The following is a 16,085-nucleotide window of genomic DNA, read 5'->3' as shown; positions in this document are numbered from 1 at the left end:
AAGGCCTGCGACTGGGGTGAAATTCTATAAAATCAAGCGCGTGATGCGACAAATCCGGGGCGGCGTGGTGCTACGGCTGCTTTCGCGCCGCCGCCTGTTGTTCCTGCCACTGCTGGGTCGTGATCGACGCCCGAAGCATCATCTGGGCGTTCAAAATCGACGTCTGCAGGCGAACTATCTTGTCCTGAGCCTCAAACTGCTCCCCGATGGCGTAGGCCTGCTCCAGCACGGCGGAAAGCGCGTGGTTGTAGGCCATGCGCCCGTCAAAGGTCATGTGGGGCTCGAAAAGATAGTCCGGCGTGCCATAGATACCCGTGATCGGGCGGGAAAGGTGCAGCTCGCCCGGTCCGGGAAACAGCGACAGACCCTTCAGGAACATGTGCTGCTCGTCCCAGTCCATGTTGTTGAAATAGGCGTCTTCCGCCGCCAGCACCAGCGCCACGAGGGCATCAAGCGCCGCCGGGGTCTTCGGCTTGTACAGGACCTCCAGAACAGCACCCAGGTTCTCTTCAATGCTCCGCTCGGGATGTCGCATGCACTCGCCGCCAAAGGCGATGTTGATCTCCACGCCCGGATTGTTGGGCGGGCCCTGGTAATAAAGCATTCCCCGGCCCCCATCGGCATAAAGTTCCTTCATATGGGTGCCCGTCTGACGCGGATAGGGGAGAAACCACTGGAGCCGATCCCAGGTGCACGTGGGATAGACCCAGATGCCGCCCGAAGTGCCGAAACGGCACTTCAGTTCCTCGATAAAAGGCTTTCGCGCCGGGGGGCGAACATAGCAGGCGTGGTGTCCCTGATCGAAGGCGCAATCCACCGTATCGCTGATCGCCGCCAGCGCAGCCCGGTCCTCTTCCAGAAAGCCCACGGTCCAGTCCGCCCAGCTTATCGTGGTCAGCATAATGTAGGCGTCCGGCATCTTCTCGCGGATGTACCGCGCGGTACGCGCCGTGATATCGCAGAAATAGGCCGGGTTTCGCGGCCACTTCGTCATGCACTCCGGGCACGTGCACCGACCCAGATCGGCGGCCTCCAGGTGGAACCCGTCAATCTCCCACGTCATCATGAAGTCCACGATTTTCTTCTGCCACTCCCACGAGGCCTCTTTCGAGGCGCACATGACGTGTTCGTTCGGATACTGCTGGTTGGGCGAGGTGACCTCCGGATGCGCCTTGATGATCTCGTCAAAGCCCCAACTGTAAATGCCCATCCCACAGATAACCTTGATATTCCGGCGGTGGGCCGCCTTCAGCACCTTCCGCACCCGGGCCGTCCGCTCCGGCGTGGCGGCGCTCACAATGTCCACCGGCCAGCCCCACGTCGAGAAAAGCCCGAAGATATCGTAGATGTTGTAGCCGAACTGCTCGTTCAGCTCGAAGGTGTCGATCAGGCTCTGCACCGTCACATCGTCAAAGGCATCCACCGGCCACGACGCGAAGGGCAGGGGAGACGTGCGCGTGTCGTTCATCCAGGGGCCAAAGGCGATCCGATCCACATAGCCGCCCGCGCCCTTCTCCACTCCGCGCGCGACCGGGGCCGCCGTCGCCCCGCCCAGGACCAGATTGGCCCCCAGTGCCCCGGCGGCCGTGGACAAATGCATGAACTCACGACGATTGATCGATTCCATTTCCGGGCTCCTCCTCGCCCGCCCCTGGCGCGGCAGCGCGATGTTTGCGTGGACAACCAGGCCCTGCCCACAGGACCAGCTTCCAGTATGGACTAAAGCGCCGGATCCGACTTGTGGGTTTAACCCCACCCTTTGGATGAATCCGATACGGCGATTTCCAGTTCGAAACGCCGAGTGCCGCCAAGATTGCGTTCCGCCCGTCCGCTCGTTACACTACACGCCGACATTCCTGCGGGCCGCTGGCAATCGGTGATTCCCATACCGGTGCGGCCCGGACACTACAGCGTCAAGACGCGGAGCAACGCCCATGAAACAACCCCAATCGCGTAGAACATTTCTCAAGCAGGCCGCTTTCGCGAGCGCGGCGCCCCTCATCCTGCCCCGGCTGAGCTTCGCCCAGCCCGCCAACAGCAAGCTGCAGCACGCCGGTATCGGTGTCGCCGCCCAGGGCGCCCACGACCTCGGCAACATCGCCAGCCATGAAATGGTGGACGTCGTGGCCCTCTGCGACATTGACGAGGTCAACCTCAAGCGCGCCGCCGAGCTCTATCCCAAGGCCCGCCTCTACCGCGACTGGCGCGAGATGCTGGTCCAGGAAGAGGGCAAGATCGATTCCGTCAACGTCTCCACCCCCGACCACACCCACGCGCCGGCGTCCATTTCCGCCATTCGCCAGGGTCTCCACGTCTTCTGCGAAAAGCCCCTGACCCACGAAGTCTACGAAGCTCGCAAAGTCACCGAGGCCGCCCGCAAGGCCGGCGTCGTCACCCAGATGGGCAACCAGATCCACTCCCACGAGTTCTACCGCACCGCCGTCGAGCTCGTGAAAACCGGCGCCATTGGCAAGGTCAAGGAATGGCACTCCTGGGTCGGCACCATCTTCACGACGCCCGATAAGAAATTCCCCGCCGGCAGCGATCCCATTCCCCCCAACGTGGATTGGAACCTCTGGTGCGGCACCGCGCCCCTCATTCCCTATAAGGACAAGGAATACCACCCCTTCTGGTGGCGCCGCTACCGCGACTATGGCGGTGGCGCGGTCGGCGACTTTGGCTGCCACATCTTTGATCCCATCTATTCCGCGCTCGGCCTGACGAACCCCATCTCCATCAGCGCCTACGCCGAAAGCTACAGCGACATCGTCCACCCCGGATGGACCGTGTCCACCTACCTCTTCCCCGGCACGGAAATGACCGCCTACGACACCATCATCGGCACCTGGCGCGACGGCTACCTCAAGCCCGAGACCAAGCTGTCGCCCCACCTCGCCGAAGACTACGAACTGCCCCCGAGCGGCTCCATGCTCGTCGGTGAAGTCGGCACGCTCATCATCCCCCACGTGGGCCGGCCCCAGCTCCACCCCGTCGCGGCCTATGAGAAGTACGAAGTCCCCAACCAGCCCGACGGCAACCACTACCACGAATTCGTGGACGCGTGCCTCGGCAAAGAGGGCGTGATCTGCGGCTCCAACTTCGACTTCGCCGGCCCCTTGGCCGAAGCCGTGCTCCTCGGCAACATCGCCAACCGCATGCCCGGCCAGACCCTCGAATGGAACGCCAAGCGCTGCAAATTCAACGGCAACGCCGACGCCAACAAACTCCTCCGCCGCAAATACCGCGAAGGCTTCGAGGTAAAGGGATTATAGTACTCTGAAAAGAAATGCCCCGAAGGGAAGAAAGGCCGGCATGATCGGCGAACTTCTCTTCGGGGTTTTCATTTTCCCACAGATCTTCACAGATTCTCACAGATAAAGAGGGCACAGGCCGCTCTTTACGGTCCAATCCTGCAGCCGGACAGAAGGATATTCGGCCGATCCCGGAGTAGAGCCTTGTCCTGGCAACACAAGGTGAGCTTTGACCATTTTGATCTGTGCGCATCTGTGAAGATCTGTGGGAAGTCCATTCGCCTCAAGTATTTGATCGGCCTGCCTATATGCGTCAGGGTAGTCGGATGGAAGTTCTGGAACACTCCGTGGCAGTATTGGCCCGAGATTTGGTTCGATATGGGATTGGTGAACGGTGATAGAAGGGGTTGTTCACATGCACGAAGATTTCAAGCGATTTCCCCTCGGGAAAGAGACCTATGAGCTAATCGGTTGCGGCATGGAAGTGCTGAGTGAGTTGAAGTCCGGTCTACTGGAAAAACCCTACGAGAACGCCATGATCGTGGAGTTTAAATTGAGAGGCATTCCCTTCCAGCAGCAACCATCCTATCGCGTCCACTACAAGGGCGTTGATGTTGGCAAATACGTGCCGGATCTGATCGCCTATGGGCAGGTAATCGTGGACCTCAAAGTGATCGAAAGGATTGGTCAGAACGAGATAGCCCAGATGTTGAACTATCTTCGGATTACCCGGTTGCCCGTGGGGCTTATTTTGAACTTTAAGCGCCCAGAGTTGGAATACAAGCGGGTGGTGCTCTGAAGGACAACGCAAAGTATGTCGATATTGGATGGAGACTAATATTTCCCCTCGAAGATCTTCACAGATCCGCACAGATAAGACTTGGACGTCGCGGTGCCGGGGCCGGGGCGTAAATCCTAACTCGTTCGAATTCGCATAATCTCGGGCTGGTAAGATCCGTGAAAATCTGTGAAGATCTGTGTGAGAATTTATTTTCTCGGAATTGGTGCCGCGACCTGAAAGCCTGTGAATCGCACCCAACCCATGTTTCTTGATGCTGGAGTCGAGCCATGAAGCGTTTAGCAACGATTGTCCTGTGTACTCTTAATATCTGTCTGAGTTCCCACGCCGAGCCCACCCAGGCCGGCGCCTTCGTCGATCTCTTCAACGGCAAAGATCTCACGGGCTGGGTCGACGTCAACACGAGCCCCGAAACCTGGCGCGTGGAGGATGGCCTCCTCATCTGCACCGGCCTGCCCATCGGCGTCATGCGCAGCGAGAAGCAGTACGAGAACTTCATCCTCCACGTTGAATGGCGGCATATGGAGCCCGGCGGTAACTCCGGCGTCTTTCTCTGGAGCGAGGGCACCGTCCCCGAGGGCCGTCAGCTTCCCAAAGGCATGGAAGTGCAGATGCTCGAACTCGAATGGCCCTTCCTCAACCGCGAAGAGAACGGCGAGCCCCGGCCCATCGCCTACGTCCACGGCGAACTCTTCGGGGCCAACGGCATGACCACCGTGCCCGACAATCCCCGTGGCGAGCGCAGCAAGTCCATCGAAAACCGCTGCCTGCCCAAAGGCGAATGGAACTACTACGACGTGGTGGCGGTGGATGGCACCGTGAAGCTCTCCGTCAACGGAAAATTCGTGAACGGCATCAGCAAAGCCTCCGTGAAAAAAGGCTACCTCTGCCTCGAATCCGAAGGCGCGGAAATCCACTTCCGCAAAATCCAGATCATGGAACTGCCCCCAGGAGTGACCACGCCAGAGCAATCCGCGCCGGTCGTGGAGGCGGCGAAGAAAGAGTAGATGGCCGTGGGCTATTCGACGAATAAGACGGATAGGACCGATGGATTGGACATGCACCCTATCGGTCCTATCACACCAAATTCACGCGCGCCGACAACGGCCCCCCGCGAGGCAGTCCCTCACGGGCGATCCAGCACCATCCCGTAGCGCTCCGCAGTCGCATAAACATGGGCGATCATCTCCGGCGTCACCGGCGGCGGCGTCTCGTCTTCGCTCACCACCCGCTGCCCGATTTCCTTGAAGAATTCCTCAATCGGTGCGGGCGACGCAAGCACCAGCGCACGGGCCACGCCATCCGATTCGTTCCAGAAGGTGTGCTTGATGTTGCGCGGCAAGATGATCGTCGTGCCCGCCGTGGCCTTCGACACCTGGCCATCCAGCATGACCGTCAGTTCGCCCTCCATCACATAAAACATCTCGTCCTCACGTGTGTGAACATGGGGCGGGGGACCCGGCGCGGGCGGCACTTCGGCCTCAAACATCATGTAGGCCCCGCCATTGTCCACGCCGTTGGCCTTGAAGGTATACTTCGCGCCCATGACCCAATAGGCCTCGCCCTGACCTTTTCCAACGACGCCCATTTTTGCTGTGGATTCCATAAAAGTAAGTCCTCTCATGCTTGATGCGGTAGGTCGGAGAATAGGGAGCAATCGAACCACGAATGGGCACACTCCGGCACCCGTAAGAAATCATATTGAGGAATCACATTCCCAGAGACTAGTCATTCTCGACGGGCGATTCCACACTCACTGATAGCCCGCTTCCTTCTGGTGGCGAAAGGCGAGAATATATACGGTATCCGCGCCGCGGTCGTGGCGATAGAGTGCAACGTAACCGGTGCTGCCAAAGGGGATGATTAGTTCGCGCAGTTCAGGCAAATCCTCCCAGGGTCTTCCGATTTCGGGCGTGGTCTCAAGAAGTTCAAATTTCTGCGCGATGGATTGGCCCGCCCGTCGGGAGGCTTGAGAATTTTTTTCCGCCAGGAACAGGCGACAGCGCTCTAAGCCACGGGCGGCACCCGCAGTGATTATTACTCGTGGCACGCCGGGATTTCCGATTCATCGTCGGTACCCCAACGGCTCAACCATTCGCGCGCCTCTTCGCCGGTCAGGTGAAGTCCGGTTTCCTGGTACCTTGCCCAGGATTCCAGTGCTTCCTGTTTAAAGCTTTCCCTGCTTTCTTCACGTGCAACGTATTCACGAATAGCCTCCTGCATGATCCAGTGAGGAGAACGTCGCCGAAGTTCCGCAAGCTGCTGGATGCGGAACTTGAGATCATCATCGATTTTAATCGACGTTGCCATGGCAAGACACCTCGATATTAACAGGTAGTACCTATGGATACCTTAACACAAACTACGCGATCTTGCATACCGTTGTCCCTGTATTCTCACCCGGTAAACCAGCCCTTCGGCAAAATCTTCAACTCCAGAGACAACCCGCTCCCGTAGCTGAAATAGGTCAGCAGCGCCTCGTCGCCCACCCACGTCACCGCCGGATAGGCCCACGCGCCCGTGTCGTTCTCTTCGATGTTCTTGAAATTCTCCCACGTCGCGCCTTCGTCCTTCGAGATCGCCGCCGTAAAGGGATTCCGCAGGTCGCGCCCCGGATTGTGATTCCAAGCCGCCAGAATCTCGCCCGTTCCAGGAATCCGACTCAAGGACACCGGCGCGGCCGAGCCCTTCAAGGCCGACGGCTCCGGCGTACTCCACGTCTCGCCGCCGTCGCTGGAAAAGCTCTGATACTGGCCGCCCAGGCCCGTGCGCATCATCATCAGCACCCGCCCGTCCTTCAACTCGATGGCCGCCGGCTCCCAGCAGCCATCCCCCGGCCGCACGCGCTGCGACTCGCGCCAGGTCTTGCCGTCGTCGTCGGAAAGATAACAGTAGCCGTCATTCCCTTCCCACGCCTCCAGCACGATGCGCCCCGAAGCCAGGCGAAAGGAACGCCCATTCGTCAGGCCCGTGTACTTGCCGTCCGGGCTGATCTGCACCGGGTTGATCCACGTCTTGCCTTCATCTTCCGAAGTACGCAGCATCACCCGGCAATCCGTGCTCTCACTGTTCTTCTGACAGTAAAACAGGTGAATCCCGCCAGTCGTGCTCCGGAGGAAATTCACCTCCATCACATTGCAGCCACCATCATTCTCCACCAGCGTGTATTTCTCCCCCCAGGTGCGGCCGCCGTCCTTCGACACCTTTCCCGAAAGACGCGCCGGCGCATGGTCTTCGCCATTCGCACCATAAAACTCCGACCAGCCCAGAAGCAGTGAACCATCCTTCAAGGGAATAATCGCCGCCTCGCTGTTGCGCGGATTCTCCGGGCCCGAAGGGACTACTGTGAGGTGGAAGGGGGCCTCGGCGAAGGTAGCAAAAGCGATCATGATTTGCGCCAGAAGGGCAACAGAAGGTCCGGGAATTCGCATGGGGTCTATTTCCTCGTTGGTGATTGTTCAACCGCGATCATGGGACATTCGCCCAACACGCTGCAACTTCTCTACACTAAGATCGGTCCGATCCGCCCGATCGGCCCGATCATCCACCACACCCGTCCCGTAACATTGCGAAAAGCCCGTCGCCGTCCCTTATACTACGCCACTCGAACCCATAGGAATTGCCCCATGCTCTCTCTGCTACTCGTTGCAGCTTCGTTTCTCACCGCAGACCCCGACCTACTCAACGCCATGCCCCTCCACGCCGCCGAAGGCTGGCACGTGGACGTTGGGCCCGGTTCCGTCACCATCGACGGCGTCGAAATCGCCCTGGCCGATCCAGTCCGCCTGGTCGTTCCCGAGCCGGAACCGATCAGTGTGAAAGGGGAGGAATACGCCCTGCCCCTCTTCAATGAAAAGGCCAGCGGCTGGACCAAGGGCGTAAACCTCAGGGCCCTCGTTACCCAGGAGTGCACCGCCACCGGGCTGCTGCGCCCCGAAACGGTCGTGGTCCGAAAAATCGACGGCACCGTCTGCGCGCTGGGCAAGGACTACGCCCTCGATCCCCTCTGGGGCTCCATCGGCCGCTTGGAACTCGGCGCCATCGCTGCGGATGAAAAGGTCCTCATCGATTACACCTACGGCCCCGCGCGCCTCGACAGCATCGCCATGAATGAAGCGGGCCAGGTGCGGCTCGTCGTGGGCACCGCCGGCCTCGGCGTGGATCTGCCGCCCGCGTTGGCAAAAGGCGAGCACCACGTCGGCTCCGTGTGGAATCCCGGCAACCTCGCCGCCCTCACCGAGGAAAACCTCCTTCCCGTCGAGCAGATCGCCGTGGAAGCCACCCCGCCGGAGTACTACCCGGCCGAGCAATTCCTCCCGAAGACCCTGGCCAAGCTGGAAGCGGGTGAACCCGTCACCATCGTGGCCTGGGGCGACAGTTGCACGGCCGGCGGCGGCGTGGGGGGGGACACCACCCTCTGGTATCAGAACCAGTTCGCGGAGCGACTGCGCAAGCGCTATCCCAAGTCGGAAATCACCCTCCACACCGCCGCCTGGCCCGGTTACGGCAGCAAGAACTACCTCGAAGCGCCCGCGGGCGGAGAGCACGACTTTCAGCGTGACGTACTGGATCGCAAGCCCGATCTGGTCACCATGGAATGGGTGAACGACGCCTACCTCCAGGGCGAGGCGCTCAACACCCACTACACGCTCATCATGGACAAACTCCGCGGCGCAGGCGCGGAGCCCGTCATTATCACGCCCCATCTCGTCCGCCTCGACTGGATGAAGATGACCTCGGTCAAGTTCGACGAAGATCCGCGTCCCTACGTTCAAGGGCTCTACACCTTCGCCGAGGCCAACGGCGTCGCTGTCGCCGACGCCTCCCGCACCTGGTGCGGTCTCTGGCGCAAGGGCATCCCCTACACGACCCTGCTCGCCAATTCCATCAACCACCCCGATGTACGTGGCCAGGTCATCTTCGCCGATGCCCTGATGGCCCTTTTCCCCGAGGAGTGAACCCATGAGCGATCAAGAACCCGAAGTGAATGAGACGCAAGCCGAACAGGCCCCCGAAGCAGTCGAAGCGGCCGAAACAGCGGGGGTCTCAGTGCCGAGCCGTCGTCCCCTCCCCCTGGTCATCGCCTGGGCTCTCGCGCCCGCCGTGCTCATGATCCTCGCGGGCCTCTGCATGGAACTCAAAATGGACGACGCCTTTCCAAGCCTCCTCCTCTTCACCGGCGTGATGGGCGGCATCCCCGTCCTCTTCGCCTGGAGCATCTGGATGGTCTACCCGGCCAACTGGACCACCCCCGCCAAAGTCATCGCCGTGTTGCCCATCTTCGGCGTCATGTGCGCCGTAAACCTCTTCCTGGCTTTCGGCGCCTGCGCCGTGATCGACCCGCCCTTTCATATTCAGTAGGCGCCCGACGCCAATTGATAGAAGTGTTTTGGTGTGATAGCATTCGGCAGACATCAATGAGGGAGATTGTGCTCATGAGCGACCTTGAGGCACAGAAGCCATTTCAGCGTATAGGACTTCCGCTCTTCATCGCGTGGGGTCTGAGTCCGGCCATCTTGCTCGCAGGGACCGGGCTGTGGCTGGGGCAATCGGGGATTCCCGGGTTGGACAGCGTGGATTTTCCAGGCCCTCAACTCAAAGGCATCCTTGCCCTGTCCTTCCTCATACTCTATCCGTGGAGCGTTTTGCTCGTCGGTGAGCTTGGCGAGCGCGCGCTCAACAGAGTGCTGTTAGCCATTCCACTCGCACTCGTCGTATTGGTGTCGAACACGTTCCTGGCCATTGGTGGCTGCGCGGTGGTCAGCCTCGCAAATGAAGTCGGATCATATTTTTGATGAATTGCGCGCATTCGGTCCATGCGAGGCGCGCCAACGTGGGTTAGGCTTCCAGCCTGACCATCCCAGGAATCAGGTGGAAAGCGCGCGCCCCGGAAAACGCCGAGGTCGAGCGGTCAGGCAAGATGCCCAACCCACGCCGATGCATTTCGCTGACAGGGCGATGGGTCGATACTCAGTGCGGAGAGACTTCAGTTGGATTCGACGAAGATGATTCTAAAATCAACCACCACCCGCTGCCCCATCTGCCTCGATCCCGTTCCCGGCCAGGTCGTCGCATCCGAAGGCAAGGTCTACCTCGAACGCACCTGCCCGACCCACGGCGATCACAGCCTCTGCATCAGCAGCGACGAACGCTTCTACAATGTCTCCAGCGGCGCATCCTCCTGCTGCAACGGCGGAGCCTGCTGCGGCAACGACCCCTTTGAGACCCTTTCCACCTGCCTGGCCCTCATCGAGATCGTGGATAGCTGCAACCTGGCCTGTCCGGCCTGCTACGCCAATTCGCCCCAATCCAAAGAAGTCGACGCCATCACCTTCGAAGACTTCCAGCAGCGCGTCGATGGCGTCATCGCGCGGAAGGGCAAGATAGAGATCCTCCAGCTCTCCGGCGGCGAGCCCACGCTCCACCCTGAGTTCTTCCGCCTCCTCGCCTGGGCGCAGGCGCACCCGCGCATCGACTACGTGCTCCTGAACACCAACGGCGTGCGCCTCGCCAACGACCCCGACTTCGCCCGCGAACTCGACGCCATGTACCGTCGCGGCGGCCTCCAACTCTATCTCCAGTTTGATGGTCCGCAAGAGGCGGAGCAGAAGGCCCTGCGCGGCGCGGACCTCCGCAAGACGCGCCAGCGCGCCATTGAAGTGGCGGGCGCCATGACGAGGGGCGGACTGCCCATCACCCTCGCGATGACGGTCACGCCCGGCAACCTGAATCACGTATGGGAGGCCGTGGCCTTCGGCCTGCAATATCCCCATATCCGTGGCGTCGCTTTTCAGCCCATGACCTTCTCGGGCCGTCAGTCGGTCACAGCGGGGGAGGACCGAGGCCGTACCCAGCGTCTTAACACCGCCGATGTGATTCTCGGCCTAATCGATCAATCCGCAGGCCAACTCAAGGCCGAGGACTTCACGCCCCTGCCCTGCGGCGATCCCAACTGCGCCACCATCGGCTATCTCCTCAAGACGCCCGAAGGCATCCGCGCCGTGAGCGACTTCATCGACTTCTCCCAGTTCCAGAGCTTCCTCGCCAACCGCATGAACTACAACCTGGACGACCTGGCCCATTGCGGCTGCGAATCCGAGCCCCTGGGCGATCTGCTCAAGAACTTCGAGCTCGACGAGTCCCAGACCTTCCGACTCTTCATTAAACCCTTCATGGACGCGTGGACCTGGGATCAGGATCGCATCGACCGTTGCTGCACCCACGTGATCCGGCCCGACGGCCAGCTCGATTCCTTTTGCCGCTACTATTCCCAGTTCCCCGGCACGTGGAACGCCCCGGCGGAGGCCTGTTGCGGCGGTGGAAGCTGCTGTGGCTAATGCTTGGCTCTATCCCGTCCTCGCCATCGTCGGGATCCTCCTCTCCAGCCTGATCTGGAGCCAACTCCTCCGGCGCAAGCCCGAGGCCCGCGATCCCCGCATGGTCTACATCTACCTCGCCGCGCTGGGCGGGGCCTTCCTCGGCGCAAAGGCGGCCTATCTCTTTGCGGAGGGCTGGATGCACTGGCCGGACTACGCGGAGCACCCCGCCCTGGTCTGGCGCCAGTGGCTGACCGGCAAGAGCATCACCGGCGCATTCCTCGGCGGCTATGGGGCCGTGGAACTTGTGAAGCACCTGACGGGATACAACAAAGCAACGGGTGATCTCTTTGCCGTGGTCGCGCCCCTCGGACTGGCCCTCGGCCGGGTGGGGTGCCTCGCGAGTGGCTGTTGCCTCGGTCGGCCCATGGCCCCCGCGTGGTACACCCTTGCGGACAGCTCGGGAATGGAGCGCTGGCCCGCCGTGCCACTGGAGTGCGCCTTTAACCTGATAATGGCGGGATTTGCCCTCGCGTGCTGGCGGCTGGGCCGCTTTCAAGGACAGTTATTTCATCTTTATCTCATGTTTTATGGTATTTTTCGATTTGCCCATGAATATTTCAGGGATACCCCCCGTCTGGTGGGCGGACTCTCGGGGTACCACCTCCTGGCCATGGGCATATTCTTGTTAGGACTCATGCGTTACCTGCAACGCGCGCAGGCGCCCCGTAGAAACCTGGTCTAAGTTACGGCGCAGCGGTCCTTTGACGGGGATCCCGCGCCATGCTACAATTTCAAAAGGCCTCGCGAGCGAATTCGTCCCGTTATCCATTCCGTGATCGCGGCTACTGATCGCCGTCAAGACCCTGCTATCAAGGTTTCCACGTGTCGGATCACATCGATACAGATTTTGTCGGGGGCGCCACACCGCCACCCGCACTCAAGTTGCCAGGCCACCGCTATCGGATCATCCGCAAGCTCGGCTCAGGCTCCATGGGTGAGGTGCATCTGGCCGAAGACACCAAGCTTCACCGGCGCGTCGCCATCAAGTCGATCCGCGCGGACCGCACCGCCGCGGGCCAGATCCTGCGCCGCATCAAGCGCGAATGTCTGCTCCACGCCCGCATCGGTGCCCATCCCCACATCGTAACCCTCTTCGATCTCCACGACGAAGGCGATCAGTTGCACCTCGTCATGGAGTACGTCGATGGTGATACCCTCGATCACGTTCTCGCCGCCTATCGCCGGGAATCGAGAAGCTTTCCCATCGGCGACGCCGTGGACATCGCCATCCAGTGCCTCCACGGCCTCGCCCATGTCCACGCCCGGGGGATTATCCATCGGGACATCAAGCCGGCCAACGTTATTCTTACGCAGGACGGTACCGGGCGCTACATCGCCAAGATCATGGACTTCGGTGTGGCCCGTCAGGAAGAGCAGGATCCCGATGTCACCACCCTGACCCATCCCGGAAGCCGCAGCCCCGGCACGCCCCTCTACATGGCGCCGGAGCAGATCGATTCCGTCACCTATGGCCCCGTGGTGCCCGCCTCCGACCTTTACGCGGTCGGCGTGATGCTTTATCAGCTCGTGGCCGGGCAGACGCCCTTCACAGGTTCCCTCACCGATGTATTTAACGGGCATCTGAATCTGGACCCGAAACCCATCGTCCGCCCCAGCGGGCGGGTGCCCCATCCGCTGCTGACCGATGCAATCGACCGGGCACTGGAGAAGCATTCACACCTGAGATTTGCCTCGGCCGCCGAGTTTGCCGCCGAGCTGGAGTCCATTCGTTTCCTCATTACTTCGGGCGACATGACCGAAGAGAGTGAAGAAGACGACTCCATGCTGGCCAGTGCCTGGCACGGCTCCTTCACGCGCTGGGCCATCGCCGGGCTTGCCGGTCTGGCCATCGCCGCCGTGGCCTTTGTCGGGCTGCGCGACGTCCCCATTCAGTTGGCGATGGACATGCTCGATGGCATCGCCTCGGCCCCTGCGTCCGAGAATACACCCCCGGTTGCCGTGCCAGGCGGCGAGTCCGCCGAAACGGCGGAGTCGGTCGAGGAGAGTGAGCCGGATCGCATTGTGCCTAAGCCGGCAAAAACGACCCCGCGAAAGGCCGAGCCCGCAACGAAGCCCGCGCCGTTGCCCGCACCCGCTCCTGCGTCTCCTGCTGCATCTGCACCCGCACCCGCTACACCCGCACCTGCACCCGCGCCCGCACCAGCCGTGGCGGAGGTCGCACCGCAGGGGTCACCGGAGGCGCCCGTCGAGACGCCCGTTGCGGTGGAGGGTTCTCCTGTGCCCGAAGCGCCCGTTACCCCGCCCATTACCCCGCCGATTACGCCACCCATCACCCCGCCCGCAGTGCCTCCCACGACGGAAGCGGTTGTGGATGTGGCCCCGCTGACGGAAGAAAACGTTCCGGGGCTGGAGTCGGTTGTAGTTCAGGACCCCTACCAGCTCACTTCGACGCCGGAACCCCAGGCGGGCACGGGCGTGCTCCTCGAAGCGGCTGAATTGCCCATCACCATGGAAGCAACCGACGTCGTGACGCTCGACGAACCCGCCACCACTCCCGTCGACGAGGAAGTGGAGCTTGAACCCGTCGAGGTCGCCAAGGCGGCGGTTCCCGAACCCGCGCCCGCCCCCGCGCCGGAAGCACCCGCACCTGCCAAGACCTACACGGTCCAGGCCGGCGACACCCTCGACATTATTGCGCGCCGTTTCGGGGTCACGGTGGGGGAGCTGGCCCGCTGGAACCAGATCAGCAACCCCAATGATCTACGGGCCGACCAGGTACTCTATCTTTATGAACGTCCGGGGCTGCCGCCCATTGTGGAAAATTCCAATGCCCTCGATATGGGCAAGCGGGAATCAAAGCCCAAGGAATTGCTACGCAAGACAAAGGACAAGTTTAAGGAGTGGATCGACTGACGTGGCGCGACCGCTCCCAGGCCTCTCCGTCTGCCGTTTGCCCCACGCTGTTCGAGCGTACCGGCATGAGGGTCAGGGGATATGAAACGTCGGAGCCTCCGCAGCGTCCTCCAACCGGCCATCTATATCGCCTGTGGAGTGCTCCTCGCCGGATGTCCTCGACCTGCCGACCCCGAATTGGTGCCCCGCCCCGACGCCACAGACACCCACCTGCTTCGTCTCATTCACATCTCCGATCCCCAGATCGTGGACGAAGAGAGTCCCGCCCGGGCCGTCCGCACCGAGTCCCTCATCGCGCCCTCGTGGCGGCCCCAGGAGGCCCTGGGGATTCACACCCTCGACGCCACGCTCCAGCGCATCAACGGGCTTCACGAGGCAGGCCAGCCCCTCGACCGCCCCGTGGATTTCGTGCTCATGACCGGCGACCTCTGCGATCTGGCCCAGGAAAATGAACTCCAGTGGTTCATGGATACCATGGACGGCAACGATGTCACGGCCGATTCCGGCGCGCTGGATGGCGACCTTCGCGACGTTCCGGATGCCCTCAATCCCAAACTGCCCTATGCCGCCGAGGGCCTCGATAGCGAGATTCCATGGTACACCTGCTATGGAAACCACGACGGCCTCGCGACGGGAAACTTCCCGATTGACCGCGTCGCGGACGATCCCGACGAATGGTTCGCGGCCCTCTTTCCCTTCGTCGCGAATACCCTCGGATTTCACGATATCGACCCGGCATGGAATGCCATGCTGCCCACCGCCGATCAGAGCCCCGCACGAATCACCGGCGCCGGGCCACCCCTCCTCGCGCAGGGGACCATACTCGATCTGGACGCCCTGGAAGCCGGCCCCATCGAGCCCGACGCCGGAAGGCGCTTCCTCTCCCGCAGGTCCTTCGTCGCGGGCCATCTGGAGAGCAGCTCCGCGCCACGCGGCCATGGCTTCACCGAGGGCTCGCTGGCGCGGGAAGAGGTGTGGTACAGCGTGCGGCCCCTGCCCGAAGTGCCGCTGCGGCTTATCGTGTTTAACTCCGTGGCCTCGGAAGGCCCCGAAAAACTGCCCCTCTACTACGGCGTGCTGACCCGGGAGCACTTTGACGACTTTCTCATCCCCGAACTCGAAGCAGCCGAAGCAGCGGGGGAGTGGGTCATCGTCGCCTCGCACCACCCCTCCGATGACTTCAACGTTCCCTATCCCGGCCCCAAAGTGTCCACCGCGGAATTCCGCCGCACCCTCGCGCGCTATCCGGGCGTCATCCTTCACCTGACGGGACATACCCATCGGAATCGCGCTCGAATCATCCCCGGTGACTTCCCCTACATCGAAATTCAGACCGGGTCGATCATCGACTATCCCCAGGAAGGCCGAATACTCGATTGCTTCGTCGCGGACGACGGCGCGGCCATTCGCATCGAAAGCCGTATGTTCAGTCACGCCGAAGCGCCCACCACCTATTCCGCCGAGAGCTACCGCCTCGCGGAAATCGACTTCGGCGTCCGCGACGCCAAGACGCGAGCGAAGTCGAATGGAGAATCGGGCCTCGGCGATCCGAGGGGAACTTCGCTGGATCGAGACTTCAATTTGCGCCTCGCACGGTGACCAGAAAAGGGTGGACCACGGAGACGCGGAGAAAAAGAGGAGTACAAAAGTACCCGTGCTGAGGCAGGATACCGCACACGTTCGAAAGAGGTCTTTCCAATTTCACTATCTTGTATCTCTTCTCCGTGCCTTCGTGCGCTTCGTGGTCAGCGTTGAATGGGACGAGCACGTAAGTTCCGAACA

The 16,085-nt window shown here is 61.4% G+C and carries 15 protein-coding genes; 10 read left to right on the top strand and 5 right to left on the bottom strand.

Annotated elements, in window-relative coordinates; translation table 11 throughout:
• Positions 1-70: 70 nt before the first annotated feature.
• Positions 71-1,627: a hypothetical protein gene (locus JNK74_20280; protein ID MBL7648524.1), complete on the bottom strand. Its 1,557-nt coding sequence runs from the start codon at positions 1,625-1,627 to the stop codon at positions 71-73.
• A gap of 307 nt (positions 1,628-1,934) precedes the next feature.
• On the opposite strand from JNK74_20280, the gene JNK74_20275 reads away from it, so the two are divergent.
• The 3 genes from JNK74_20275 (at position 1,935) to JNK74_20265 (ending at position 5,057) form a co-directional block, all read left to right on the top strand.
• Positions 1,935-3,272 (top strand): Gfo/Idh/MocA family oxidoreductase, encoded by a 1,338-nt coding sequence (locus JNK74_20275; protein MBL7648523.1) that lies wholly within the window; start codon positions 1,935-1,937, stop codon positions 3,270-3,272.
• Positions 3,273-3,666: 394 nt separating this feature from the next.
• Positions 3,667-4,050: a GxxExxY protein gene (locus tag JNK74_20270; GenBank protein MBL7648522.1), complete on the top strand. Its 384-nt coding sequence runs from the start codon at positions 3,667-3,669 to the stop codon at positions 4,048-4,050.
• A gap of 269 nt (positions 4,051-4,319) precedes the next feature.
• Entirely contained in the window at positions 4,320-5,057 is a 738-nt protein-coding gene (locus JNK74_20265) for a DUF1080 domain-containing protein (protein MBL7648521.1), read from the top strand.
• Between the two features lie 119 nt (positions 5,058-5,176).
• Here JNK74_20265 and JNK74_20260 read toward each other — a convergent pair whose 3' ends face one another.
• The 4 genes from JNK74_20260 to JNK74_20245 form a co-directional block, all read right to left on the bottom strand.
• Positions 5,177-5,656: a cupin domain-containing protein gene (locus JNK74_20260; GenBank protein ID MBL7648520.1), complete on the bottom strand. Its 480-nt coding sequence runs from the start codon at positions 5,654-5,656 to the stop codon at positions 5,177-5,179.
• A gap of 147 nt (positions 5,657-5,803) precedes the next feature.
• Positions 5,804-6,100 carry a type II toxin-antitoxin system RelE/ParE family toxin gene (locus tag JNK74_20255; GenBank protein ID MBL7648519.1) on the bottom strand — a complete coding sequence of 99 codons (297 nt, stop codon included), beginning with the start codon at positions 6,098-6,100 and terminating at the stop codon, positions 5,804-5,806.
• Complete coding sequence (locus JNK74_20250; GenBank protein MBL7648518.1) at positions 6,088-6,360, bottom strand: CopG family ribbon-helix-helix protein; 273 nt, start codon at positions 6,358-6,360, stop codon at positions 6,088-6,090. Before JNK74_20250 ends, JNK74_20255 begins: the two co-directional genes overlap by 13 nt.
• 86 nt (positions 6,361-6,446) lie before the next feature.
• Positions 6,447-7,481: an exo-alpha-sialidase gene (locus JNK74_20245; protein ID MBL7648517.1), complete on the bottom strand. Its 1,035-nt coding sequence runs from the start codon at positions 7,479-7,481 to the stop codon at positions 6,447-6,449.
• A gap of 195 nt (positions 7,482-7,676) precedes the next feature.
• Here JNK74_20245 and JNK74_20240 point away from each other — a divergent pair, with 195 nt between their 5' ends.
• From JNK74_20240 to JNK74_20210, 7 genes are all read left to right on the top strand, one after another.
• On the top strand, positions 7,677-9,008 hold the full coding sequence (locus JNK74_20240; protein MBL7648516.1) for an SGNH/GDSL hydrolase family protein: 1,332 nt from the start codon (positions 7,677-7,679) through the stop codon (positions 9,006-9,008).
• Positions 9,009-9,012: 4 nt separating this feature from the next.
• Positions 9,013-9,411: a hypothetical protein gene (locus JNK74_20235; GenBank protein ID MBL7648515.1), complete on the top strand. Its 399-nt coding sequence runs from the start codon at positions 9,013-9,015 to the stop codon at positions 9,409-9,411.
• 74 nt (positions 9,412-9,485) lie between these two features.
• Positions 9,486-9,845, top strand: coding sequence for a hypothetical protein (locus JNK74_20230; GenBank protein MBL7648514.1), 360 nt, complete (start codon positions 9,486-9,488; stop codon positions 9,843-9,845).
• 210 nt (positions 9,846-10,055) lie between these two features.
• Entirely contained in the window at positions 10,056-11,387 is a 1,332-nt protein-coding gene (locus JNK74_20225) for a radical SAM protein (protein MBL7648513.1), read from the top strand.
• Positions 11,380-12,111 (top strand): prolipoprotein diacylglyceryl transferase, encoded by a 732-nt coding sequence (locus tag JNK74_20220; GenBank protein ID MBL7648512.1) that lies wholly within the window; start codon positions 11,380-11,382, stop codon positions 12,109-12,111. The genes JNK74_20225 and JNK74_20220 overlap by 8 nt, the downstream gene beginning before the upstream one ends.
• A 140-nt stretch (positions 12,112-12,251) precedes the next feature.
• Positions 12,252-14,303: a protein kinase gene (locus JNK74_20215; protein ID MBL7648511.1), complete on the top strand. Its 2,052-nt coding sequence runs from the start codon at positions 12,252-12,254 to the stop codon at positions 14,301-14,303.
• An 81-nt stretch (positions 14,304-14,384) separates the two neighbouring features.
• On the top strand, positions 14,385-15,902 hold the full coding sequence (locus tag JNK74_20210) for a metallophosphoesterase (GenBank protein ID MBL7648510.1): 1,518 nt from the start codon (positions 14,385-14,387) through the stop codon (positions 15,900-15,902).
• Positions 15,903-16,085 lie beyond the last annotated feature (183 nt).

The organism is Candidatus Hydrogenedentota bacterium (genome assembly GCA_016791475.1).
In the GTDB taxonomy this organism is placed as follows: Bacteria; Hydrogenedentota; Hydrogenedentia; order Hydrogenedentales; family JAEUWI01; genus JAEUWI01.
Note: the sequence above shows the minus strand (reverse complement) of the source record. Positions and strands in the feature narration are given on the sequence as shown.